This is a genomic window from Coralloluteibacterium thermophilum, from assembly GCF_042654365.1.
GTDB classification, from domain to species: Bacteria; Pseudomonadota; Gammaproteobacteria; order Xanthomonadales; family Xanthomonadaceae; genus Coralloluteibacterium; species Coralloluteibacterium thermophilum.
In genome coordinates this window covers 1-17,253 of sequence record NZ_JBHSGG010000044.1, presented here as the reverse complement: position 1 = coordinate 17,253, position 17,253 = coordinate 1, and the positions used below count along the sequence as shown (strand labels likewise).

Below are 17,253 nucleotides of genomic sequence, written 5' to 3'. Positions count from 1 at the left end.
GGGGCTCATGCCGGTCGCTCCGAAGGACGCTCGTCGAACCACTGGAAGATCACCCGCACGCCGTTGGCCTTGGCCGACTTGCTCGTGCAGCGGCGCTCCCACTCGCGGCCGTCGCCCTTGATCAGCGTCGTCGTCTCGCACGACTGCCACTCGTGGACCGTCTCCGGGAGGTCGATCAGGTCGAACTCGTCACGCGTGCGAGGGCCGGCGTAGACGACGCCCGGGATCGGCACGGAGCAGAACGAGATGGGGCCGGAGCAGCTCATGCCTGCCTCCCCTGCACGCGCAGGAGGGCGGCGGGAATGTCGCCAAGGTGGCAGTCGTGCTGGTGGATTCCGAGCGGGTGTTCGTCGGTCCTCCACGCGCCGCGCGGACACTGGCACGTCGCACGCTGGCACGCTCCGATCAGCTGGTTCACGGCGGCGAGGACGAGCATGAGGTCGTTGTCCGGCCCGTACCGTTGGGTCAGCTCACTGGCGCGGCGCGAGAGCACCGCGCGCACATCCACCGGCACGCTCATGCCGCGTCTCCCAGCTCGGCCCGGATCGCGCGCTCGGCCTGCTCAACCGCCTGCGCGGTCTCCGGGGCCTGACGCTCGCGGCGACGGTTCAGCCAGGCGCGGACGTGCGCCGCCTCGGCTTCCACCGCCGTCGCATCGAACGGGATGCCGTCCTCGGGGGTCACTGCTCGCGGGTAGAGGTTCATGCCGCCACCCCGTTCACGTCGTGCCACACCCGCTCCGCGCAGTGCGAAAGGAGCGCCTTCGCCCCGTGGCGGTAGAGGCAGTACTGGCCAGACAGACCATCGCTCACCCGCTCCAGCAGGCCCTGCATCGTCGCCATGTGGCGCTCGATCGCCTGCTCAACGCTGTAGCCCTTGCGGGTCCAGACGGCCAGGCCGGCGACGAACGCCTGCACATCGGCAGCGGGGACGCCGGTCATCTCGGCCAGGTCATCGATCGGGTTCGAGGTGGTCACGTCTGGTCTCCCTGCCCCTGCCGCGAAGTGCGGGTGTCGTGGGGCGATGGGAGGATCATAGGCAATGCCTACGATGGCAGTCAATAGGCAATGCCTAGCAGGCCGAAGAACCCGACGAACGGTCAGCTATGCTTCGCCTAACACCACATGCGAGGGGGAAGGGAAATGGCGCTGATCAGGTGCAAGGAGTGCGGCAAGGACTACAGCAGCACTGCGCTTGCGTGTCCGCACTGTGGATACCAGAGGATTTCGCCTAGGAAGGCGACGAACCCGTGGATGGTGATCGGCTGGATCCTGCTAGCACTGCTGATCCTCCCACTAGCGACCTGCGTGATGGTGCTCGGGGGAGTCAGCAAGCAGAGCTACGACGAGTACACGGAGAGGTCTCGCCAGCTTCAGCAGGAGCGGCGTTGACGGCCTACCTCCGCCCCGGCTACTTCCGCCGCCTCGTGCGGCAGCGCGGCCCGCTGGCGCTGGCTGTCCTGGTGCTGCTGCTCGTCGCGGACTGGTGGCTTGCCAGATAGCAGAAGCCCCGCGTGAAGCGGGGCTTGGGTCATTGCTGGTTCCGATCTGCAGGAGGATCTGGCCGCGCAGGAGCCTGTTGAACTGCCGGCACTGCTGGCCGATCTACTTCAGCCGCAACCATCGACCGTAGGTACGCGTTTCCGAGGACCGTCAGAAGCGCCACGACGCCCGCAAGCGCACCCGACAGAACCCAGATCTTCAGACCCGAGATCTTCGACTCGAGCTTGTGGCTTTGGGAGGCAGACGCTGCCGCCATCTCCGAGAGCGCTGTTCTGATGTCTGCACGAAGCTGCGCGGCGTCCACGCGTTCCGCGTCCACGGCAGCCCGTAGCTCTGCTCGAGCCTCCGCGTTCTCCCGGCGCATGACCTCCAGCGTGGCGCTCACCTTCGCCTCGCTCGCGGCCATATGAGCCTTCACTTCTTCGCGGGATAGGTCGGACATGCCCTGATAGTGGAGGCGCCTAGCTCCTTCCGCAAGATGCGGGAAGGGCGCCTCCCGGGGACCCCGTGGCCGGTACTTCCCCATTGCCTGTTTCAAAATTTCTTGGGCCAGATCGGACGAGTAGACGTCACTCCTGAGGATCGGGAGCCGCCCCAAGGCGGCTGGCCCCGGCCTCACCAGGCCGGGAACCCGTCCAGGCTGGCCCCGATCTCGGCGGCATCCACATAGCCCTCCATCCGGTCCATCAGGTCTTCGAGCTGCGGGTCCGTGAGGTCGGAGAGGTAGGAGACCCCCTTGGTCTCCAGGAAGTGGACAATGGCCGAGTGCCAGCCGTAGGTGTCCGCGATCCGGACTATCCCGCGCATCAGCTTCGCACGGGGGGACACGTCGATGGCCTGGAACGTGATCCCGTCGGGCAGGGCACGGGGCTCCTGCGGGCTCGGCTGATCCGGTGCCGGCTCCTTAGGCGCGCTTTCGGCCCCGACCACGTGCAACTCCCGCGGCATTCCCAGCTTGCGCTTCGCTCGTAGTGCGACGAGCTGCGCCATCCTCTCGATCCGATCCCCTGTCTCCATCACGACCTCCGCCTGCTCTGAGCCTCTGTGCGAAACGCTCTGCTTCGGCGTCGTTGACGTCCACGATCTCATCTTCCAAGACGGCCTCTATGGCGAGAGCCAAGAGCTCAGCATCCACTGGATCCGACGGATCCAACGGGTGAGGATCGATGATAGATGTGGCCGCCAAGCGAGCCGCGGTCATGATGGTGTCGGCAGTTAGTCGCAGCGTCTGCGACGGCAGCGCGCCCCAATGCTCAGGGGGTACGACATCAGCGAAGTATGCAACAAGCCCAGTCAGGTGCTGCTTACCAACCCGACCGTGCTTGATCCAGTCGTAGACGGACGGGCCCCTGATCCCAAAGTGGCGGGCAACCTCCGCCTTGGATACCCGCTTCAGTCGGATAGCTTCAGCTACGGCGTCTCCGAGGGCTTTCCCAGTAAGCATTGCCTAATGACACCACGCCGGCATGCGGCGTAGGCAATGCCTTGACTCGCCTACTAGGCAATGCCTATGCTTGGAGCCATGGACAAGATCGAACAGGTCATCAAAGAGGCAGGCGGCGTCAGCGCCTTGGCAGCCGCCCTCAACATCAAACCTCCCACGGTGCACCAGTGGAAGTCCGGAGACCGCAAGGTATCGCCGCGCCTCGCGCTGGTGATTAGCCAGAAGTGGCCCGGCTTGGTCACCGTTCACGACCTCCGTCCCGACATTTTTGGCCCCGCCCCAGCCGATGGCGGACAAGAAGCCGCTTAGCCCCTCTTCACTCCACCCACCCACCGCGGCTGAGTGCCGCACTCGCACGACCATAGAAGGAACTCCGATGTACGCCGATCCGAGCCACATCCGCGACAACGTCATCAAGGTCCGCCTCAACGACGACGAACTCGCTCTTGTGACCGCCCTGGCCCGCTTCAACCAGAGCCAGCTCGCCGCATTTCTGCGCGACCTGGTCATGAAGGAAGTGGCTGACATGCAGGCTACCGAGCAGGCCCATGCAGCCTGAAGGCGCCCACCAGGCCCTCGGGAGGCCCTGTGCCCATCGTTGATCTATCTGGCCTGTCGTCCGCTGAGCTGGCGCTGCTCGAACGCCGCGCGGCTCAGCAGGGCGTCAGCGTCGAGCAGTACGCCTCCAGCGCGCTCAGCGATGCGCTCGCGCGCCGGTATCGCGTGCGCCCCCGTCCGGCATCCGTGGCCCCGTTGAGGGCCCTCAAAAGGCCGCGCGACCGATGAACAAGATGCCTGCCGGCCTTTTGAGGGCCCTCCAGACGCTCTACAGCGACCGTCCGGTCACCGACCTGGACCGGCAGGAACACAAGCGCCTCGTCGCCCGCCAGATCGCGCGGGACGAGGCGAAGAGGGCGGGGCAGTCCCCGCAGACCGAATTGCAGCTCGACACGAGCCGGGAGGCCGCTTGAACTACTACGAGCGCCATCTAGGCGACTACGCCCGAGACACAGGGCACCTGACGCCGCTTGAGCATGGTGTCTACACGTTGCTGCTGGACCGGTACTACGCAACCGAGCAGGGCATCCCGGAGGACCAGGCGCATCGTGTCTGTCGCGCTCGCTCGAAGGACGAGAAGGAGGCGGTAGACGCCGTCCTGTCGGAGTTCTTCAAGTTGGTGGACGGTGTCTGGACCAACCCCCGTGCCGACCGTGAGATCGAGAAGTTCCGTGAGTCCGAGCCTGAGCGCGAAGCCAAGCGGGAGAACGCAAAGGAGCGTCAGCGACGCTTCCGTGAACGTCGCGCTGCGATGTTCGAGACGCTTCGTGAACACGGCATCGTGCCGTCTTACGACGCGTCAATGACGGAGCTGGAAACGCTAGTGAAGCGCGTCACGTCACGCGACGTAACGCAGGACGTAACGCGTTACGAGACGACTACCCAGACACCAGACACCAGACACCATCAAGATCAAGAGCAATCCTCACTTCGTTCGGATTCGTCCGCGCCGCTGGCGCTGACCCCTGAGCCGGCAGACCTGAAGGCCAAGAAGCGCGCTCGCATCCAGCAGATCGCCGAGGACGCACAGGCCGCCTACAACGCCACGCTCGGCAAGCCCAACGGTCTGCTGCCTGCCTGCGCCGTGCTGAACAAGCCGAGGCTGCGGGCAGTCGAGAGGTGTCTGCCCACGGCCAGGGCCATATGCCAGGCGCAGTACGGCTCTGAGCGGATCACGGCCGACTTCTGGGCCGACTACTTCGCCACGGCGGCGCGCGACGACTTCCACGCAGGGCGGCTGCCGGGCGGGCGAGGGCACGAGAACTGGAAGCCCGATTTCGAGTTCCTGCTGCGCGAGGACGTGATGGCGAAGCTGTTCGACCGCGCGATGTCGGAGGACGCGGCATGACCGGCCACGACCTTCCGCTTCCCTGCGCCATCGACGCCGAGCAGGCGGTGCTGGGTGGCGTCCTGCTGCGGCAGGAGGCGCTCGCCGAGGTGTCGGGCTGGCTCAGCCCGGATGACTTCTTCCGCCGCGACCACCGGCTTATCTACCGCACGATGCAGGACTTCGAACGCGCCGATCAGGCGATCGACACGGTCACCCTCGGCGAGTGGTTCGAGTCCAACGGGCTGGCCGACGAGTCGGGTGGTCTGGGCTACCTGATCGAGCTGTCGAGCGCCACGGCGTCGGCGGCGAACGTTGCGGCCTACGCGGAGATCGTCCGGGAGAAGGCCAACCTGCGCCGGCTGATCGAAGCGGGGTCTAGCCTCGTCAGCGACGCGCTTTCTGCCGGTGGGCGCCGCTCGTCGGAGATCGCGCTTGCGCACTCGTCGACGCTGCTGTCCCTGACCGACGGCGCACGGACCCGCGGGCCGCGCGAGGCCAAGGCAGTCGGCCGGCAGTGGTTCGCGGAGCTGCAGGAGCGCTTCGCGGCCGGTGGCGGGATTTCCGGTCTCCCGACGCCGTGGGCACGGCTGAACCGCATCACGAACGGTCTGGCCGACGGCGATCTGGTGATCGTTGCGGCGCGACCGTCGATGGGCAAGTCGGCATGGGCGGTCAACGTCTCCACGGCCGCGGCCCTCTCCGGCAAGCGGGTGCTGATCTTCAGCCTCGAAATGACCGCCGAGAGCATTTTCAACCGCGCGGTGGCGTCCGTGGGCGAAGTGCCGCTGTCCTGGCTGCGCTCTGGCGGCACAGAGGGCGAGGGCGACTACTGGGCGCGGGTCACGGAGGCCACCAAGGCCCTAAACGCTTCTGGCCTCGTGATCGACGACAGCTCGTCGCTGACGGCCGCGCAAATCGTCAGCCGCGCCAAGCGGGAGCACATGCGGGGCGAGCTTGGCCTGGTCGTGATCGACCACCTGCACTGCATGCAGTACGGCAGCGGCGAGATGCGCCACGAGATCCAGGACGCGACGCGCTCGTTCAAGTCGCTGGCCAAGGCGTTGCGGTGTCCGGTGGTCGTCCTCTCCCAGCTCAATCGAAGCTGCGAGACCCGGACGAACAAGCGGCCGCAGTTGGCCGACCTGCGCGAGTCCGGTGCTATCGAGCAGGACGCGGACCTGATCCTGTTCCTGTACCGCGACGACTACTACGCCGAGCGCGAGGCGCGCCAGTCGGAGTTCCCCGGTTGGGTTGAGGCGTTCGTCGCCAAGCAACGTGAGGGCGAGGCTGGCGGGACGGTCTGGATGCGCGACCGCCTGGCGCTCGGGACGCTCGCTGACCACGACGGTCCGGCGCCTGATCGCCTCAAGCCCCAGACGGAGACCAAGCCGACGCTGGGCCGCGGATTCCGGCAGCGCCCGACCGGCAGCAAGTTGGGAGATGCCGCATGACCCGCTTCCGTCTCCTGGTCGCTGGCGGGCCGGATTACTTCGACGACGCCCGCGTGCGCGCCGTCCTCGGCCGAATCCTCGCTGACAAGGGCGCCCTGACCCTGGTCGAGACGACCCAGCGCTACGGCGCCGAGGCCGCCGTCCACGCGTGGGCGTTCGAGAACGGGATTGGCTCGGACGGCTTCCACAAGCTCGATGCCGCGCTGGCGTCGAAGCCCGACGGGGCCGTGGTGTTCTCGCTCGCCTACCACCCGTGCCGGTTCGCCGAAGTCATCAAGGCGGCTGGGGTGCCTGTGTTCGAGGTGGGGCGATGAGAGTCCTGATCGGATGTGAAGAGTCCGGCGCCGTGCGGGACGCGTTCCTTGCTCGTGGACATGAGGCCATGTCGTGCGACCTGCAGCCCACGCGGTCCCCGGGTCCGCACTACGAGGGCAGCGTCTTCGACGTGATCGACTACCCGTGGGACCTGGCCATCTTCCACCCCCCCCTGCACGCACACGGCCGTCAGCGGGTCGCGGCACTTCGCGGCGAAGCGCATGGACGGGCGTCAGCAGGCCGGCGTCTCGTTCTTCATGCGGCTCTGGCGCGCGGCTGGCCACGTCCCGAAGGTCTGCATGGAGCAGCCCGTTTCCGTCCTCAGCAGCCTGTTCCGGCAGCCGGACCAGATCATCCAGCCGTGGCAGTTCGGGCACGGCGAGACCAAGGCTACTTGTCTCTGGCTTCGCGGCCTGCCTCACCTCAGGGCGACCCAGATCGTCGAGGGCCGGGAGGCGCGCGTCCACCGGATGCCCCCGGGCCCGAACCGGGCGCGAGACCGCTCCGCGACGTACTCAGGGATCGCCGACGCCATGGCTGACCAATGGGGCTCGCTTCTCGCCATGAGGTCCGCCGCATGACCGCCGCAGCCAAGCGCCGCCCGGAGCGGTTCGCCCTGCGCGTGGTCAAGGGTGGATTCGAGGTGGCCGACACCTTCACCCGTGGCCGGCTCCGTACCCGGGGCTTGCGCTCGGGCGACCTGGTTTTCGCGGAGCTGCGCAAGCCGCGCAACCCCGGGTTTCACCGTCTGGCGCACCAGCTCGGGGCGCTGGTCGCCGAGAACATCTCCGCTTTCGAGGGCATGGACCCGCACGCCGTCNCACCGGCACGCTCATGCCGCGTCTCCCAGCTCGGCCCGGATCGCGCGCTCGGCCTGCTCAACGGCGGTCGCGGTCTCCGGGGCCTGACGCTCGCGGCGCTTGGCAAGCCAGGCGCGGACGTGCGCGGCCTCCGCCTCAACCGCCGCGGAATCGAACGGGATGCCGTCCTCGGGGGTCACTGCTCGCGGGTAGAGGTTCATTCCGATGCCTCCACGAACTCGCCCTCGTCGTTGAGCCGGTAGCGCACGCCCTGCTTGATCCCGTCCTCGCCGACGTATGCGACGTGGACGCGGTAGCGCTCGGCGGTCTCGGCAGCCGCCTTCGGCTTCCGTGCCCGCTTCTTGCTCCCCTGCTCGCTCACCGTCTGGTCTCCCTGCCCCTGCCGCGGATGCGGGTGTCGTGGGGCGATGGGAGGATGCTAAACGTACTTAGCTACCAGTGTCAACACATTTAGCAGTCGGCGCCAAAGCGCTGCCGACGAGCGGTCGGCTATGCTCGTCCAGGGCCACAAGCTGGGGGAGAAAATGGCGCTGATCAGGTGCAAGGAGCGCCGCAAGGACTACAGCAGCGCGCGAGTGCGGGCTGCTACCGCTGGTGGTACTCGGCGCCAGCCTTGCGGTCACCGCACATGAGCACATGGCAGATCGGCCTGCTAGGAGGTGGCATCGGCGCTGCCATCTCCCTGCTTTTGACGCTGCGGGCAGAACTCAAGCGGCTGCGTGAGGAAGCCACGCGGGCCAGGGCGGACCTGGCTCATCTTCGTGCGGCCCTAGAGGCGAGCGAAGAGAGGACCCGGCAGACGATCATTGCGGCTGTATCCGAGGCTGTGAGGTGCCTCGACAGGTCCAGATAGCAGAAGCCCCGCCGGAGCGGGGCTTGGATGGGGTCGGTGAGACGATGCGGTGAGGGGTGGCTAGACCCAGCCGAAGCCCTTGGCCATGACGCCTAGCAGGATCATGAAGCCGGCGCCGTAGGCGCTGATCAGCCAGACGAAGCGGGTGTCCGCCTTCTCCGACATCCTCGAGATGGAGCCGCGCACGTCGCTGAACTCCTGAGCTACGTCCTTTCTGAGACCGCGGACGTCCTGCTTGATCTCGCGGACATCCTCAAGGATGTGCTCTACATGGGCTTCTAGCTTGGCGACGCGCGCTTCCATGCCCCCATCATGGGGCGGTTCGTCTCCGCCTTCAACTGCCTTGCGCACAGTCGCGGCCCTGTGAAGAGGGAACGTGATCATGTTGTTAGATGAACGTTCTACGCTACTCATTTGCGCCGCCTCGCTCGTCCAACCACGCCCACACGACGCGGCCGAGAACCCACCAGATGTATCCGCAGTTCACACAGACGCATGAGTAGGCGGGCACCACCTTGTAGCCGTCTACGTTGGAACGGTTCGTGGGGACTAGGGCCGGAACTGCACCACCTTCATCGCACGTAATGTTCCATTCCGTACCACCGCACATGGGGCACACGGGGCTCGGGACCTTGGCTTCGAGAAATCGCTGCAGCTCGTCTGAACTAATGTCCTTCATTCTTCCCGGCTCCAATGCGCCACACGGCTACTCAGACAGTCTCCAAAGCGTGTCGTAGGCGCTTAGAGACTGATTGCACTGTTCCGACAGCTGCGCAACGCTCATGCCGAGCCGCGCCGCCTCGACCTCCCAGAAGCGGAGAACGAACGCCTCTCCGCCCTCCATCCTGGTTGTCTTCTGAAGCTGGATCATCGAGTCCATGATCCCGCAGGCTCCTGCCATCTTCGCAGTCGCAAGGACGCCTCGCGGAGAAATGTCTTCTTGGGCAGGAGATGAACCAATCGATGTCGCGAGGATGATCGCAGTAGAAATAACTTTCATGTCGCCCCCTGTGTGCCCCCCCCATGGGCGCTAGTTGCGTCGGTGCTCCCGTCTGCCCCACAGCCTCGGGCGCGTCGCTACAGCAGATGGCGGGTCGACAGGTGGCCCATTTTCTTGTTCAAGAGTCGCATAAAATGCTTCAAAAACAGCGACTTATTCAGGTCGACAACTGCGCTGCTCGTTGTTTGCCGCTGGCGTCAAGGCGTGCGACTCCGCGTCGAAACTCTTTGGTTACACACCCAGGCCGCCACTGCCCATCTTGTCTATGACTTGGCCGATGACATACACCGAGTCCATTTCCTCCGGGCCGATGACCTCGTCCGGGTACTGATCCTTGTCGGGATTAGCGCTATTGATGCGCAAGCTGCCATCCGCTAGGCGGTAGAGCCGCTTCACACGAGCCTCCCCGCCGTAGATCAAGGAGTAGACGCGACCATCGCTGACTAGGCGACGTCCCCGATGAATGATGGCTTTGTCCCCATGCCACAGAATCGGCTCCATGGATGAGCCATGGACCTTGGCAATCAGGATGTCCTCGGGCTTGGCGTTCCATCGGTTCAGCCAATCTATCTGGTAGGGAAGACGGTATTTCGTTTCTACGAACTCCGGGATGATCACCCCTTGCCCGCCGGACACAAGGATGTCGTACACAGGCACCATCGCGTCTCTATCGGGATCAATCCCGTCCTCACCGTCCACCGCTCGGATCTCGTAAGCGGCCACCTTTACGCGTCGCCCTTCAGTGGGCTGCCATGGAAAGCCGTCATCGTCGCTGTCAAGGTCATTGACCCACTCCGGCCTGACCTTGTACGCCCTGGCCACTTCGAGCAGGTAGTCGCCGACGGTCTTGACTTGACTTGAAGGGGCCTCCCACATGCTCACGGTTCCCCGTTCGCAGCCGATAGCGTCGGCGGCCTCCTTCTGGCTCTTGTATCCGGCGCGCAGCCGGATGCGCTTCATGCGCTCCTTAAACGTCTCTCGCATGTAAGCGACTTTAGCGGGCGGAGCTGCTAAATGGACTTGCTTTTGCTCGCTAAGTGCGTTTAGCATGCTAGGCATGATCACTCGCCAGCAAGCCATCGAACTCTTCGGCAGCGCCTCGGCCCTGGCCGAGAAGCTCGGGTACGCGTCCCGCCACGCGGTCTACATGTGGCCGAAGGACGGCCCCATCCCCAGCGAGCCGTACCTGCGCATTCGCTATCAGCTCAAGCCCGAAGCGTTCGACGCGGATGGCCGCCTGATCCCGTCCGACGCGGGCCAAGAAGCCGCCTGACGTGTCACCCATCTCCTTCATCTGATTCCTCCTAGGGCGCCGAGCCCAGTGCCGGCGCCCCTTTTTTCCCCCGAGAACGAATGTGGACAAAAGTGGACAAGCGAGTACAGGCGTGAAGGGAGCGCTTCTTCCGCCCCGTCTGGAGGTTGTTGAGCGCCCGCGCGACGCGGATGAGCGGACGCTGCGGCTGTGCTTCTCCGAGCGGGACGCCATAGCTGCGTCGGTCGTGTTGAGCGGCCGGACGTACCGCGAGATCGCGGCCCGGATGGGCGTGTCCAAGACGCTGGTGGACGCGATGGTCAAGGGCGACCGGCCTCTGACCGCCAAGCGCACGGCGGCTTTCTGCGCCGCCACGGGAACGAACCTGGTCCGGCAGTACCGGGAGATGGAGCGCGCGTTGCGAGCCGCCACCGGCAACCTCCGCGAGCGCGACCGCATCGCCGACATCGTTGCCCCGACGCTGAAGGCGTGGGGAGGTGCCGCATGCCAGGGGTGACCCAACTCAAGCAGAAGCTGCCTCACCAGCACGTCGCGCCGCGCATCGCCGACACGCTGGAAACCCTCGCTGGGCACATCCGCAGGGATGAGTGCGCAGTCGAGCCGACGATGGTCGTGGTCGTCCTGACTGGCGCCAATGGGGCCGAGGTGCTCCATGTCGGCGTGGACGACATCGGCCAGCTGGACAAGTGCGTCGCTGCGATCAGGCGGCGCATTCGCGAGATCCGGGTGGGGCGTGACCAATGAGCTTCGAGCTGCTGCGCACCTGCTGGCCGCTACAGATGCCGCCGACGGCAAAGGCGGTCCTGGTGTCGCTGGCAGACCAGGCCAACGACTACGGCGAGTGCTGGCCCGCCATCCCCACCATCTGCGAGCGCACGTGCTTCTCGCGACGCGCGGTGATCGCGGCTCTTGCGTGGCTTGAATCCGCAGGGGCACTCACCGCAGACCGGTCGAACGGGCGGAAAACCTCGTATCGACTGACCCCCAGTAGCTACGTCCAACCGGTGCAGGAGAAGCACAAACCAGCGCACCTCCCGCACCAGTGCGAGACGCGCACCGGTGCATCTGCCGCATCCACCAGTGCACCTCCCGCACTCGACCAGTGCACCTCCCGCACTAAACCAGTGCACCTCCCGCACCCTAACCATCAAGAACCATCAAGAACCAACACTAAGAGCAACCCAAAGGGGGCGCCCGCATCTGCGGTCGCTCGACCCGACGGCGTGAGGGAGCAGGTCTGGAAGGACTGGCTGACCCTCCGAAAGGCCAAGAAGGCGCCGGTCACGGAAACCGTTCTCGGCCAGGCCGTGAAGGAGGCCCAGAAGGCCGGGGTGACCTTGGATCGGTTCCTGGAGATCTGGTGCGCAAGGGGCTCGCAGGGTCTGCAGGCCGACTGGCTGAAGCCCAACGAGCGTGCGGGGCCGCCTCTCCAAGTCGTGCAAGGCCGCCCATCTATCGCCCAGCAGTTCGGATCCAAGACCTACCAAGGGACGCCCGACGATGAACTCCCAGACTTCCTCCGTGCGAGTTGAGACCGACCCCATCGTGCTTGTGGACGCCATCTGCGGCGTGCACGGCGCGTACAAGGCGAAGCGGATGGACATGTCGTTCATCGGCGGCGCCCCGATCCAGTCGAAGTGCCCCGCGTGCGCAGAGGAGCGGGCGGCAAAGGAGCGAGCCGAAAAGGAGCGCCAGAAGGCCCTGCAGCGCGAGGCTGAAGTGCGTGAGCTGTTCGGTTGCTCAGGCATTCCGGCGCGCTTCGCGGATCGATCGCTGACGAACTACGTCGCCAGCACGGACGGGCAAAAGCGGGCTCTCAAGATCGCCGAACGCTTCGTTGACTCGTTCCTGTCCGGTGATGTGCGTGGCGCATCCCTGGTGCTGGCTGGGAAGCCTGGCACGGGCAAGACGCACATTGCCTGCGGGATCGGCAGGGCACTGATCGGCGAGCTCTACACGGTGCAGTTCATGACGGTCCTGCGCGCGATCCGGCACATCAAGGAGACCTACCGCCGGGACAGCGACAGGAGCGAGACGGACGCCATTCGAGATCTCACCCGGCCAGACCTGTTGATCCTCGACGAGGTGGGCGCTCAGGTCGGCAGCGAGCACGAGAAGATGCTGATGTTCGAGGTCATCAACGAGCGTTACCAGGAGTGCCGCAGCACGATCCTGATCAGCAACCTCACCGGTGACGAGCTCTCCGAGTTCCTCGGGGATCGCGCGATGGACCGCTTCCGCGAGGCCGGGGGCATTGTCGCCTTCGACTGGCCGAGCTTCCGGGGGAAGCGCGCATGAGCCGGAAAGAGCAGGTGGAGGCAGTTGCCCTGTTCGTCGGGCACCGATGCAGCACGGCCGAGATTGCGGAGTTCCTTGGTCTGTCAGTGGTCGAGGTGATCGCGCTTGAGCAGGCAATTCGGGGGACAGCATGACCCGCTTCCGCCTCCTGGTCGCCGGCGGCCCCGACTACTTCGACGACGCCCGCGTGCGCGCTGTCCTCGGTCGCATCCTCGCTGACAAGGGCGCTCTGACCTTGGTCGAGACGACCCAGCGCTACGGCGCCGAGGCCGCCGTCCACGCGTGGGCGTTCGAGAACGGGATTGGCTCGGACGGCTTCCACAAGCTCGATGCCGCGCTGGCGTCCAAGCCCGACGGGGCCGTGGTGTTCTCGCTCGCCTACCACCCGTGCCGTTTCGCCGAGGCGATCAAGGCTGCTGGGGTGCCCAAGTTCGAGGTGGGGCGATGAGCTCCGCAGCCAAGCGCCGTCCTGAGCGGTTCGCCCTGCGTGTGGTCAAGGGTGGGTTCAAGGTCGCGGACACCTTCACCCGTGGCCGGTTGCGCGACAGGGGCCTCCGCTCCGGCGACCTGGTGTTCGCGGAGCTGCGCAAGCCGCGCAACCACGGATTTCACCGTCTGGCGCACCAGCTCGGGGCGCTGGTCGCCGAGAACATCGCCGCTTTCGAGGGCATGGACCCGCACGCCGTACTCAAGCGCCTGCAGATCGAGGCCAATGTCGGCTGCGACGAGGTGGCGCTTCAGTTCCCCGGCGTCGGTCCATGCGTCTACCGGGTGCCCCGGTCTCTGTCGTTCGAGTCGATGGAGCAGGGTGAGTTTCAGGAGGTGGTGGCCGGCCTGTGCCGGTACATCGCCAAGACCTACTGGCCGAGCCTGTCGCCCGAGGCAATCGAGCGGATGGCCGGCTGTTTCGTGGAGGCCGCATGAAATCGGCGAGAGAAGTGACCAAAGACCTGATCCGCGACCGCGACCTCAGCCTCAAGGAGGTTGCCTTGCGCCTTGGATACCGCGCTGACTCGATTCGCACGCTTCTGTGCGACGGGCACAAGACCGGACCGACTCCTCAGCTCTACAACAGGATCCTCGACGCGCTTGAGGCGACACCACAGGAGCGCGCCTTGGTGAATCGGCTTGGCGCGGAAGAACGCGGCTGGCGCCTGATGAGGAGCGCGGCATGAAATCGACCGCACAGCGCGACCTGCTGATCGAGTCCGACGCAGCGATGGCGCATCGTTACCGGATCGCAGCCGACATCGCCCGGATCGACCCGCACTGGACGCCGGCGGAGCAGGAGTACCGGCACGCGCACTACCTGCGCATCGCCGAGGCGCTGGAGGCCCGGGTGCGGGCGGAGGTGGCGGCGTGAACTTCCCTCACGACCTTGGCCCGTACGCCAGCTTTCTCGTCGTGGTCTCCGGTGTGCTGTTTGCCCTATTGGACCGTTCCCGCAAGCAGGTGGCGAAGCTCGATCGGGAGCTAAGGCGGACTTGGCAGACGATCCACATGGCCTCCGAGGTCATCAAGTCGAAGGACAGGACCATCGACGAGTTGGTCGATGTGCTCCGTCATTACGCCCCAGCCGCAGCTGCCGATGTGGAACGGCAGTTCAGTGCCTGCCGGCGCGCGAATGAGGAATTGGACCGAATCAGGAGGGAGGCATGAGCCTCGGAGGCAAGACGATGACCGCCGCTGAACGCGCTCACGTGGGGCGAGTCAAGGCCGCCGGCTGCATCTGCTGCCAGATGCGCGGATTCCCGCACGACCGGGACGGACACGTCGTGGAGGCGCATCACCTCCTGCGCGGCGGCCGGCGCATCGGGCACATGGACACCATCGGGCTATGCCTCTGGCACCACCGGGGGCGTCTCGTCATGGAGGGCCTGAGCCACGCCAGCCACCGGGACATCCTCGGGCCGTCGCTGGCAGAGGGCAGCGTCCCGTTCCACGCAGAGTTCGGGAGCGATGAGGACCTGCTGGCCTACCAGCGGCGCCTGCTGGAGTACCAGGCGCGCGAGTGCGACATGCCGTGGGACGTGAGCGGGCGGTGCGAGGCGGGCTATCTGCTCGGGGATGCGGCATGAGCCTGATCATGGCAATCGACCCCGGCACAGAACAGAGCGGATTCGTCTGGTGCGACGGTCTCAAGGTGATCGACTCCGGCGTCGCTGGCAACGACACGGTGCTGGAGCGGATTGAGGCCTTCAAGACGTGGCACGGCGGACAGCACCTCGCTATCGAGATGGTCGCCAGCTACGGGATGGCGGTCGGCAAGGAGGTGTTTCGTACCGTGTGGTGGTCGGGACGCTTCGCCCAAGCCTGGGAAGACATCCGCGGTGCGCTGCCGATGGAGGTCTACCGACAGGAGGTGAAGCTCCACCTCTGCAATTCGCCGCGCGCCAAGGACGCCAACATCCGGCAGGCCCTGATCGACATGCTGGGTCCGCAGGGGACCAAGAAGGCCCCCGGCCCTACTTATGGGGTTAAGTCGCACGCATGGGCGGCGCTCGCGGTGGCGGTGACCGCCGATGCCCGTCTGCGGCAGGAGGCTNTGGCGCGGAAGAACGCGGCTGGCGCCTGATGAGGAGCGCGGCATGAAATCGACCGCACAGCGAGACCTGCTGATCGAGTCCGACGCAGCGATGGCGCAGCGTTACCGGATTGCAGCCGACATCGCCCGGATCGACCCGCACTGGACGAGGGCGGAACAGGAGTACCGGCACGCGCACTACACCCGGATCGCCGAGGCGCTCGAGGCCCGGGTGCGGGCTGATGCTGGGGAGGTGGTGGCGTGAGGTGGGTGGCGATGATCCTCACGCTGGTAGGGGGGTTCTATTGGCTCAGGTTCGGACTGGACGCGCCCGCTTGGGGCGCCGCGGTCGGCGCGTGGGTGTTTTGGATCGCGGTCCGACCGCGGGGGTGGCAATGAACTACCGCAATCGATCCCTCCTCGACCTCGCCTACAAGGTCCCGTGCGCCTTCAACCTGCCCGGCATCTGCGAGGGAGGCATGGGTGAGCCGGCGCACTCGAACCAGAGCCGACACGGCAAGGGCGGGGCGCTCAAGGCGCACGACTGCTTCTTCGCATCGGCCTGCCGGTCCTGCCACCGGGAAATCGACCAGGGCCGCACGATGAGCCGCGACGAGAAGTTCGAGGCGTGGAACCGGGCCTATGAGCGGACGGTGCTTGAGCTGTGGCGGCGCGGCCTGGTCGAGGTGAGCGGGCGGTGCGAGGCGGGCTATCTGCTCGGGGATGCGGCATGAGCGCGGCCATCCTCGCGCTCGACCCGGGCACGACTCAGACCGGCGTCGTCGTCTACCGCTCCGGCCGCGTCGTATCCGCCGACGTCATGGACAACGGCGATGTCGTCGATTTGCTGCCTCGCATTGAGGCCGACGAGCTCGCCGTCGAGATGGTCGCCAGCTACGGCATGGCAGTGGGCAAGGAGGTGTTCCGCACCGTCTGGTGGACCGGCCGCTTCGCTGAGGCGTGGGCCCGGCGAACTGGCTGCCTGCCAATGGAGGTCTTCCGGAAGGACGTGAAGCTGCACCTCTGCAATTCGCCGCGCGCCAAGGACGCGAACATCCGACAGGCCCTGATCGACATGCTGGGTCCGCAGGGGACCAAGAAGGCCCCCGGCCCCACATACGGAGTGAAGTCGCACGCATGGGCGGCGCTGGCGGTGGCGGTGACCGCCGATGCCCGTCTGCGGCAGGAGGCGGCGTGATGTTCCCCCTCGCCACCTTCGACTCCGTCGACCTCCAGACCGCCAACGCGCTGCTCGTCCGCTGGGGTCACCGCATGGGGCCGCTCGAGCGCGGCAACAGCCAGGCGCAGCACTGCCACGTGCTGCGGGCGCACGGGGAGCCCGTTGCGGTGGTCTGCACGTCCTCCCTGATCCGTGAGCGGGTCGGTGGAGGACTCGGCCACATGACGCGGGAGAACACGGTCGAGCTGTCCCGCCTGTGCGCGGGCGAGCCATGGGCCTGCCGGGTTGCCCTGCGCCTCTGGCGCGAGCTTGTCTTCCCCGGCACCGGTGCGCGCTGGGCCGTCAGCTACCAGGACGCCGTCATGCACAGCGGCAACGTCTACCGCTTCGACGGCTGGCGACGCGCCGGCTTCAGCTCGAGCGGAACCGACAGCCGCAGCGGCAGGAAAGGCCGCCGAAAGTGGATCTGGGTGTGGGAACTACCGGCAAGCCGGGCGGCGGAGGAGGCGGCATGAAGGCCTCCAAGCGTCAGATCGCAGACCTGCACGCGAGGGGCCTCAACGACGCCCAGATCGCGGAAAGGCTAGGCGTCCGCAGCACGACCATCCAAGCAGCTCGGTCCGTGATGGGGCTGCCGGCGAACGCGTCGCGTGGCAGACCAGTCCGCAAGGTTCGCGCATGTCGCTGACCGGCCCCGAGAACTT

General features: G+C 66.2%; 33 protein-coding genes. 23 read left to right on the top strand and 10 right to left on the bottom strand.

What is annotated here, in order from left to right; genetic code table 11:
- Window positions 1–5 precede the first annotated feature (5 nt).
- The 6 genes from ACFO3Q_RS15215 to ACFO3Q_RS15190 form a co-directional block, all read right to left on the bottom strand.
- Window positions 6–266: a hypothetical protein gene (locus ACFO3Q_RS15215; protein WP_377005567.1), complete on the bottom strand. Its 261-nt coding sequence runs from the start codon at window positions 264–266 to the stop codon at window positions 6–8.
- Entirely contained in the window at window positions 263–520 is a 258-nt protein-coding gene (locus ACFO3Q_RS15210) for a hypothetical protein (protein ID WP_377005566.1), read from the bottom strand. The genes ACFO3Q_RS15215 and ACFO3Q_RS15210 overlap by 4 nt, the downstream gene beginning before the upstream one ends.
- Complete coding sequence (locus ACFO3Q_RS15205) at window positions 517–705, bottom strand: hypothetical protein (protein WP_377005565.1); 189 nt, start codon at window positions 703–705, stop codon at window positions 517–519. Before ACFO3Q_RS15205 ends, ACFO3Q_RS15210 begins: the two co-directional genes overlap by 4 nt.
- Window positions 702–977 carry a hypothetical protein gene (locus ACFO3Q_RS15200; protein ID WP_377005564.1) on the bottom strand — a complete coding sequence of 92 codons (276 nt, stop codon included), beginning with the start codon at window positions 975–977 and terminating at the stop codon, window positions 702–704. Before ACFO3Q_RS15200 ends, ACFO3Q_RS15205 begins: the two co-directional genes overlap by 4 nt.
- A gap of 553 nt (window positions 978–1,530) precedes the next feature.
- A complete protein-coding gene (locus ACFO3Q_RS15195; protein WP_377005563.1) occupies window positions 1,531–1,944 on the bottom strand; it encodes a hypothetical protein in 414 nt (137 codons plus the stop codon).
- 173 nt (window positions 1,945–2,117) lie between these two features.
- On the bottom strand, window positions 2,118–2,492 hold the full coding sequence (locus ACFO3Q_RS15190) for a hypothetical protein (protein ID WP_377005562.1): 375 nt from the start codon (window positions 2,490–2,492) through the stop codon (window positions 2,118–2,120).
- Window positions 2,493–3,024: 532 nt separating this feature from the next.
- Here ACFO3Q_RS15190 and ACFO3Q_RS15185 point away from each other — a divergent pair.
- The 7 genes from ACFO3Q_RS15185 to ACFO3Q_RS15155 all read left to right on the top strand — a co-directional run bounded on the left by ACFO3Q_RS15185 (window position 3,025) and on the right by ACFO3Q_RS15155 (window position 7,181).
- Window positions 3,025–3,255 carry a transcriptional regulator gene (locus ACFO3Q_RS15185; RefSeq protein WP_377005561.1) on the top strand — a complete coding sequence of 77 codons (231 nt, stop codon included), beginning with the start codon at window positions 3,025–3,027 and terminating at the stop codon, window positions 3,253–3,255.
- A 67-nt stretch (window positions 3,256–3,322) separates the two neighbouring features.
- Window positions 3,323–3,505: a hypothetical protein gene (locus ACFO3Q_RS15180; RefSeq protein WP_377005559.1), complete on the top strand. Its 183-nt coding sequence runs from the start codon at window positions 3,323–3,325 to the stop codon at window positions 3,503–3,505.
- A gap of 223 nt (window positions 3,506–3,728) precedes the next feature.
- Complete coding sequence (locus tag ACFO3Q_RS15175; RefSeq protein ID WP_377005557.1) at window positions 3,729–3,917, top strand: hypothetical protein; 189 nt, start codon at window positions 3,729–3,731, stop codon at window positions 3,915–3,917.
- Window positions 3,914–4,852 carry a YdaU family protein gene (locus ACFO3Q_RS15170; RefSeq protein ID WP_377005556.1) on the top strand — a complete coding sequence of 313 codons (939 nt, stop codon included), beginning with the start codon at window positions 3,914–3,916 and terminating at the stop codon, window positions 4,850–4,852. The genes ACFO3Q_RS15175 and ACFO3Q_RS15170 overlap by 4 nt, the downstream gene beginning before the upstream one ends.
- Complete coding sequence (gene dnaB, locus ACFO3Q_RS15165; protein WP_377005555.1) at window positions 4,849–6,285, top strand: replicative DNA helicase; 1,437 nt, start codon at window positions 4,849–4,851, stop codon at window positions 6,283–6,285. Before ACFO3Q_RS15170 ends, dnaB begins: the two co-directional genes overlap by 4 nt.
- Window positions 6,282–6,599 carry an SLOG family protein gene (locus tag ACFO3Q_RS15160; protein WP_377005554.1) on the top strand — a complete coding sequence of 106 codons (318 nt, stop codon included), beginning with the start codon at window positions 6,282–6,284 and terminating at the stop codon, window positions 6,597–6,599. The genes dnaB and ACFO3Q_RS15160 overlap by 4 nt, the downstream gene beginning before the upstream one ends.
- Before the next feature lie 222 nt (window positions 6,600–6,821).
- Window positions 6,822–7,181: a hypothetical protein gene (locus tag ACFO3Q_RS15155; RefSeq protein WP_377005553.1), complete on the top strand. Its 360-nt coding sequence runs from the start codon at window positions 6,822–6,824 to the stop codon at window positions 7,179–7,181.
- Window positions 7,182–7,617: 436 nt separating this feature from the next.
- On the opposite strand, the gene ACFO3Q_RS15150 is transcribed toward ACFO3Q_RS15155, so the two are convergent.
- The 4 genes from ACFO3Q_RS15150 to ACFO3Q_RS15135 form a co-directional block, all read right to left on the bottom strand.
- Entirely contained in the window at window positions 7,618–7,782 is a 165-nt protein-coding gene (locus ACFO3Q_RS15150; RefSeq protein ID WP_377005552.1) for a hypothetical protein, read from the bottom strand.
- 552 nt (window positions 7,783–8,334) lie between these two features.
- Window positions 8,335–8,577: a hypothetical protein gene (locus ACFO3Q_RS15145; protein ID WP_377005551.1), complete on the bottom strand. Its 243-nt coding sequence runs from the start codon at window positions 8,575–8,577 to the stop codon at window positions 8,335–8,337.
- A gap of 403 nt (window positions 8,578–8,980) precedes the next feature.
- Window positions 8,981–9,154, bottom strand: a complete 174-nt coding sequence (locus ACFO3Q_RS15140) for a hypothetical protein (protein ID WP_377005550.1) — start codon at window positions 9,152–9,154, stop codon at window positions 8,981–8,983.
- A gap of 351 nt (window positions 9,155–9,505) precedes the next feature.
- Window positions 9,506–10,234: a S24 family peptidase gene (locus ACFO3Q_RS15135; protein ID WP_377005549.1), complete on the bottom strand. Its 729-nt coding sequence runs from the start codon at window positions 10,232–10,234 to the stop codon at window positions 9,506–9,508.
- Between the two features lie 97 nt (window positions 10,235–10,331).
- Here ACFO3Q_RS15135 and ACFO3Q_RS15130 point away from each other — a divergent pair, with 97 nt between their 5' ends.
- From ACFO3Q_RS15130 to ACFO3Q_RS15050, 16 genes are all read left to right on the top strand, one after another.
- Window positions 10,332–10,547 (top strand): helix-turn-helix domain-containing protein, encoded by a 216-nt coding sequence (locus tag ACFO3Q_RS15130; protein WP_377005548.1) that lies wholly within the window; start codon window positions 10,332–10,334, stop codon window positions 10,545–10,547.
- Window positions 10,548–10,659: 112 nt separating this feature from the next.
- Window positions 10,660–11,043 carry a hypothetical protein gene (locus tag ACFO3Q_RS15125; protein WP_377005547.1) on the top strand — a complete coding sequence of 128 codons (384 nt, stop codon included), beginning with the start codon at window positions 10,660–10,662 and terminating at the stop codon, window positions 11,041–11,043.
- A complete protein-coding gene (locus tag ACFO3Q_RS15120) occupies window positions 11,040–11,291 on the top strand; it encodes a hypothetical protein (RefSeq protein WP_377005546.1) in 252 nt (83 codons plus the stop codon). The genes ACFO3Q_RS15125 and ACFO3Q_RS15120 overlap by 4 nt, the downstream gene beginning before the upstream one ends.
- On the top strand, window positions 11,288–12,079 hold the full coding sequence (locus ACFO3Q_RS15115) for a helix-turn-helix domain-containing protein (RefSeq protein ID WP_377005545.1): 792 nt from the start codon (window positions 11,288–11,290) through the stop codon (window positions 12,077–12,079). The genes ACFO3Q_RS15120 and ACFO3Q_RS15115 overlap by 4 nt, the downstream gene beginning before the upstream one ends.
- Window positions 12,048–12,845, top strand: a complete 798-nt coding sequence (locus ACFO3Q_RS15110; protein WP_377005544.1) for an ATP-binding protein — start codon at window positions 12,048–12,050, stop codon at window positions 12,843–12,845. Before ACFO3Q_RS15115 ends, ACFO3Q_RS15110 begins: the two co-directional genes overlap by 32 nt.
- The gene (locus ACFO3Q_RS15105; protein WP_377005543.1) at window positions 12,842–12,979 is read left to right on the top strand and encodes a hypothetical protein; all 138 of its coding nucleotides are present in this window, start codon (window positions 12,842–12,844) and stop codon (window positions 12,977–12,979) included. Before ACFO3Q_RS15110 ends, ACFO3Q_RS15105 begins: the two co-directional genes overlap by 4 nt.
- A complete protein-coding gene (locus ACFO3Q_RS15100) occupies window positions 12,976–13,293 on the top strand; it encodes an SLOG family protein (protein ID WP_377005542.1) in 318 nt (105 codons plus the stop codon). The genes ACFO3Q_RS15105 and ACFO3Q_RS15100 overlap by 4 nt, the downstream gene beginning before the upstream one ends.
- Complete coding sequence (locus ACFO3Q_RS15095; RefSeq protein ID WP_377005541.1) at window positions 13,290–13,769, top strand: hypothetical protein; 480 nt, start codon at window positions 13,290–13,292, stop codon at window positions 13,767–13,769. Before ACFO3Q_RS15100 ends, ACFO3Q_RS15095 begins: the two co-directional genes overlap by 4 nt.
- Window positions 13,766–14,020 (top strand): hypothetical protein, encoded by a 255-nt coding sequence (locus ACFO3Q_RS15090; RefSeq protein WP_377005540.1) that lies wholly within the window; start codon window positions 13,766–13,768, stop codon window positions 14,018–14,020. Before ACFO3Q_RS15095 ends, ACFO3Q_RS15090 begins: the two co-directional genes overlap by 4 nt.
- Window positions 14,017–14,208, top strand: a complete 192-nt coding sequence (locus tag ACFO3Q_RS15085) for a hypothetical protein (RefSeq protein WP_377005539.1) — start codon at window positions 14,017–14,019, stop codon at window positions 14,206–14,208. The genes ACFO3Q_RS15090 and ACFO3Q_RS15085 overlap by 4 nt, the downstream gene beginning before the upstream one ends.
- Window positions 14,205–14,504, top strand: coding sequence for a hypothetical protein (locus tag ACFO3Q_RS15080; protein WP_377005538.1), 300 nt, complete (start codon window positions 14,205–14,207; stop codon window positions 14,502–14,504). Before ACFO3Q_RS15085 ends, ACFO3Q_RS15080 begins: the two co-directional genes overlap by 4 nt.
- Window positions 14,501–14,923, top strand: a complete 423-nt coding sequence (locus ACFO3Q_RS15075) for a Ref family recombination enhancement nuclease (RefSeq protein WP_377005537.1) — start codon at window positions 14,501–14,503, stop codon at window positions 14,921–14,923. Before ACFO3Q_RS15080 ends, ACFO3Q_RS15075 begins: the two co-directional genes overlap by 4 nt.
- Before the next feature lie 510 nt (window positions 14,924–15,433).
- Window positions 15,434–15,634, top strand: coding sequence for a hypothetical protein (locus ACFO3Q_RS15065; protein ID WP_377005535.1), 201 nt, complete (start codon window positions 15,434–15,436; stop codon window positions 15,632–15,634).
- A gap of 130 nt (window positions 15,635–15,764) precedes the next feature.
- Window positions 15,765–16,103, top strand: coding sequence for a hypothetical protein (locus ACFO3Q_RS15060; RefSeq protein ID WP_377005534.1), 339 nt, complete (start codon window positions 15,765–15,767; stop codon window positions 16,101–16,103).
- On the top strand, window positions 16,100–16,567 hold the full coding sequence (locus ACFO3Q_RS15055) for a hypothetical protein (protein ID WP_377005533.1): 468 nt from the start codon (window positions 16,100–16,102) through the stop codon (window positions 16,565–16,567). Before ACFO3Q_RS15060 ends, ACFO3Q_RS15055 begins: the two co-directional genes overlap by 4 nt.
- Window positions 16,567–17,064: a hypothetical protein gene (locus tag ACFO3Q_RS15050; protein WP_377005532.1), complete on the top strand. Its 498-nt coding sequence runs from the start codon at window positions 16,567–16,569 to the stop codon at window positions 17,062–17,064. The genes ACFO3Q_RS15055 and ACFO3Q_RS15050 overlap by 1 nt, the downstream gene beginning before the upstream one ends.
- Window positions 17,065–17,253 lie beyond the last annotated feature (189 nt).

Excerpts from the sequence above, each read along its gene's own strand:
- ACFO3Q_RS15215 (WP_377005567.1), bottom strand. The coding sequence starts at position 266 with ATGAGCTGCTCCGGCCCCATCTCGTTCTGCTCCGTGCCGATCCCGGGC.
- ACFO3Q_RS15210 (WP_377005566.1), bottom strand. The coding sequence starts at position 520 with ATGAGCGTGCCGGTGGATGTGCGCGCGGTGCTCTCGCGCCGCGCCAGT.
- ACFO3Q_RS15205 (WP_377005565.1), bottom strand. The coding sequence starts at position 705 with ATGAACCTCTACCCGCGAGCAGTGACCCCCGAGGACGGCATCCCGTTC.
- ACFO3Q_RS15195 (WP_377005563.1), bottom strand. The coding sequence starts at position 1,944 with ATGTCCGACCTATCCCGCGAAGAAGTGAAGGCTCATATGGCCGCGAGC.
- ACFO3Q_RS15190 (WP_377005562.1), bottom strand. The coding sequence starts at position 2,492 with ATGGCGCAGCTCGTCGCACTACGAGCGAAGCGCAAGCTGGGAATGCCG.
- ACFO3Q_RS15185 (WP_377005561.1), top strand. The coding sequence starts at position 3,025 with ATGGACAAGATCGAACAGGTCATCAAAGAGGCAGGCGGCGTCAGCGCC.
- ACFO3Q_RS15180 (WP_377005559.1), top strand. The coding sequence starts at position 3,323 with ATGTACGCCGATCCGAGCCACATCCGCGACAACGTCATCAAGGTCCGC.
- ACFO3Q_RS15175 (WP_377005557.1), top strand. The coding sequence starts at position 3,729 with ATGAACAAGATGCCTGCCGGCCTTTTGAGGGCCCTCCAGACGCTCTAC.
- dnaB (WP_377005555.1), top strand. The coding sequence starts at position 4,849 with ATGACCGGCCACGACCTTCCGCTTCCCTGCGCCATCGACGCCGAGCAG.
- ACFO3Q_RS15160 (WP_377005554.1), top strand. The coding sequence starts at position 6,282 with ATGACCCGCTTCCGTCTCCTGGTCGCTGGCGGGCCGGATTACTTCGAC.
- ACFO3Q_RS15155 (WP_377005553.1), top strand. The coding sequence starts at position 6,822 with ATGGACGGGCGTCAGCAGGCCGGCGTCTCGTTCTTCATGCGGCTCTGG.
- ACFO3Q_RS15145 (WP_377005551.1), bottom strand. The coding sequence starts at position 8,577 with ATGGAAGCGCGCGTCGCCAAGCTAGAAGCCCATGTAGAGCACATCCTT.
- ACFO3Q_RS15140 (WP_377005550.1), bottom strand. The coding sequence starts at position 9,154 with ATGGACTCGATGATCCAGCTTCAGAAGACAACCAGGATGGAGGGCGGA.
- ACFO3Q_RS15135 (WP_377005549.1), bottom strand. The coding sequence starts at position 10,234 with ATGAAGCGCATCCGGCTGCGCGCCGGATACAAGAGCCAGAAGGAGGCC.
- ACFO3Q_RS15130 (WP_377005548.1), top strand. The coding sequence starts at position 10,332 with ATGATCACTCGCCAGCAAGCCATCGAACTCTTCGGCAGCGCCTCGGCC.
- ACFO3Q_RS15115 (WP_377005545.1), top strand. The coding sequence starts at position 11,288 with ATGAGCTTCGAGCTGCTGCGCACCTGCTGGCCGCTACAGATGCCGCCG.
- ACFO3Q_RS15110 (WP_377005544.1), top strand. The coding sequence starts at position 12,048 with ATGAACTCCCAGACTTCCTCCGTGCGAGTTGAGACCGACCCCATCGTG.
- ACFO3Q_RS15105 (WP_377005543.1), top strand. The coding sequence starts at position 12,842 with ATGAGCCGGAAAGAGCAGGTGGAGGCAGTTGCCCTGTTCGTCGGGCAC.
- ACFO3Q_RS15100 (WP_377005542.1), top strand. The coding sequence starts at position 12,976 with ATGACCCGCTTCCGCCTCCTGGTCGCCGGCGGCCCCGACTACTTCGAC.
- ACFO3Q_RS15095 (WP_377005541.1), top strand. The coding sequence starts at position 13,290 with ATGAGCTCCGCAGCCAAGCGCCGTCCTGAGCGGTTCGCCCTGCGTGTG.
- ACFO3Q_RS15090 (WP_377005540.1), top strand. The coding sequence starts at position 13,766 with ATGAAATCGGCGAGAGAAGTGACCAAAGACCTGATCCGCGACCGCGAC.
- ACFO3Q_RS15085 (WP_377005539.1), top strand. The coding sequence starts at position 14,017 with ATGAAATCGACCGCACAGCGCGACCTGCTGATCGAGTCCGACGCAGCG.
- ACFO3Q_RS15075 (WP_377005537.1), top strand. The coding sequence starts at position 14,501 with ATGAGCCTCGGAGGCAAGACGATGACCGCCGCTGAACGCGCTCACGTG.
- ACFO3Q_RS15065 (WP_377005535.1), top strand. The coding sequence starts at position 15,434 with ATGAAATCGACCGCACAGCGAGACCTGCTGATCGAGTCCGACGCAGCG.
- ACFO3Q_RS15060 (WP_377005534.1), top strand. The coding sequence starts at position 15,765 with ATGAACTACCGCAATCGATCCCTCCTCGACCTCGCCTACAAGGTCCCG.
- ACFO3Q_RS15055 (WP_377005533.1), top strand. The coding sequence starts at position 16,100 with ATGAGCGCGGCCATCCTCGCGCTCGACCCGGGCACGACTCAGACCGGC.
- ACFO3Q_RS15050 (WP_377005532.1), top strand. The coding sequence starts at position 16,567 with ATGTTCCCCCTCGCCACCTTCGACTCCGTCGACCTCCAGACCGCCAAC.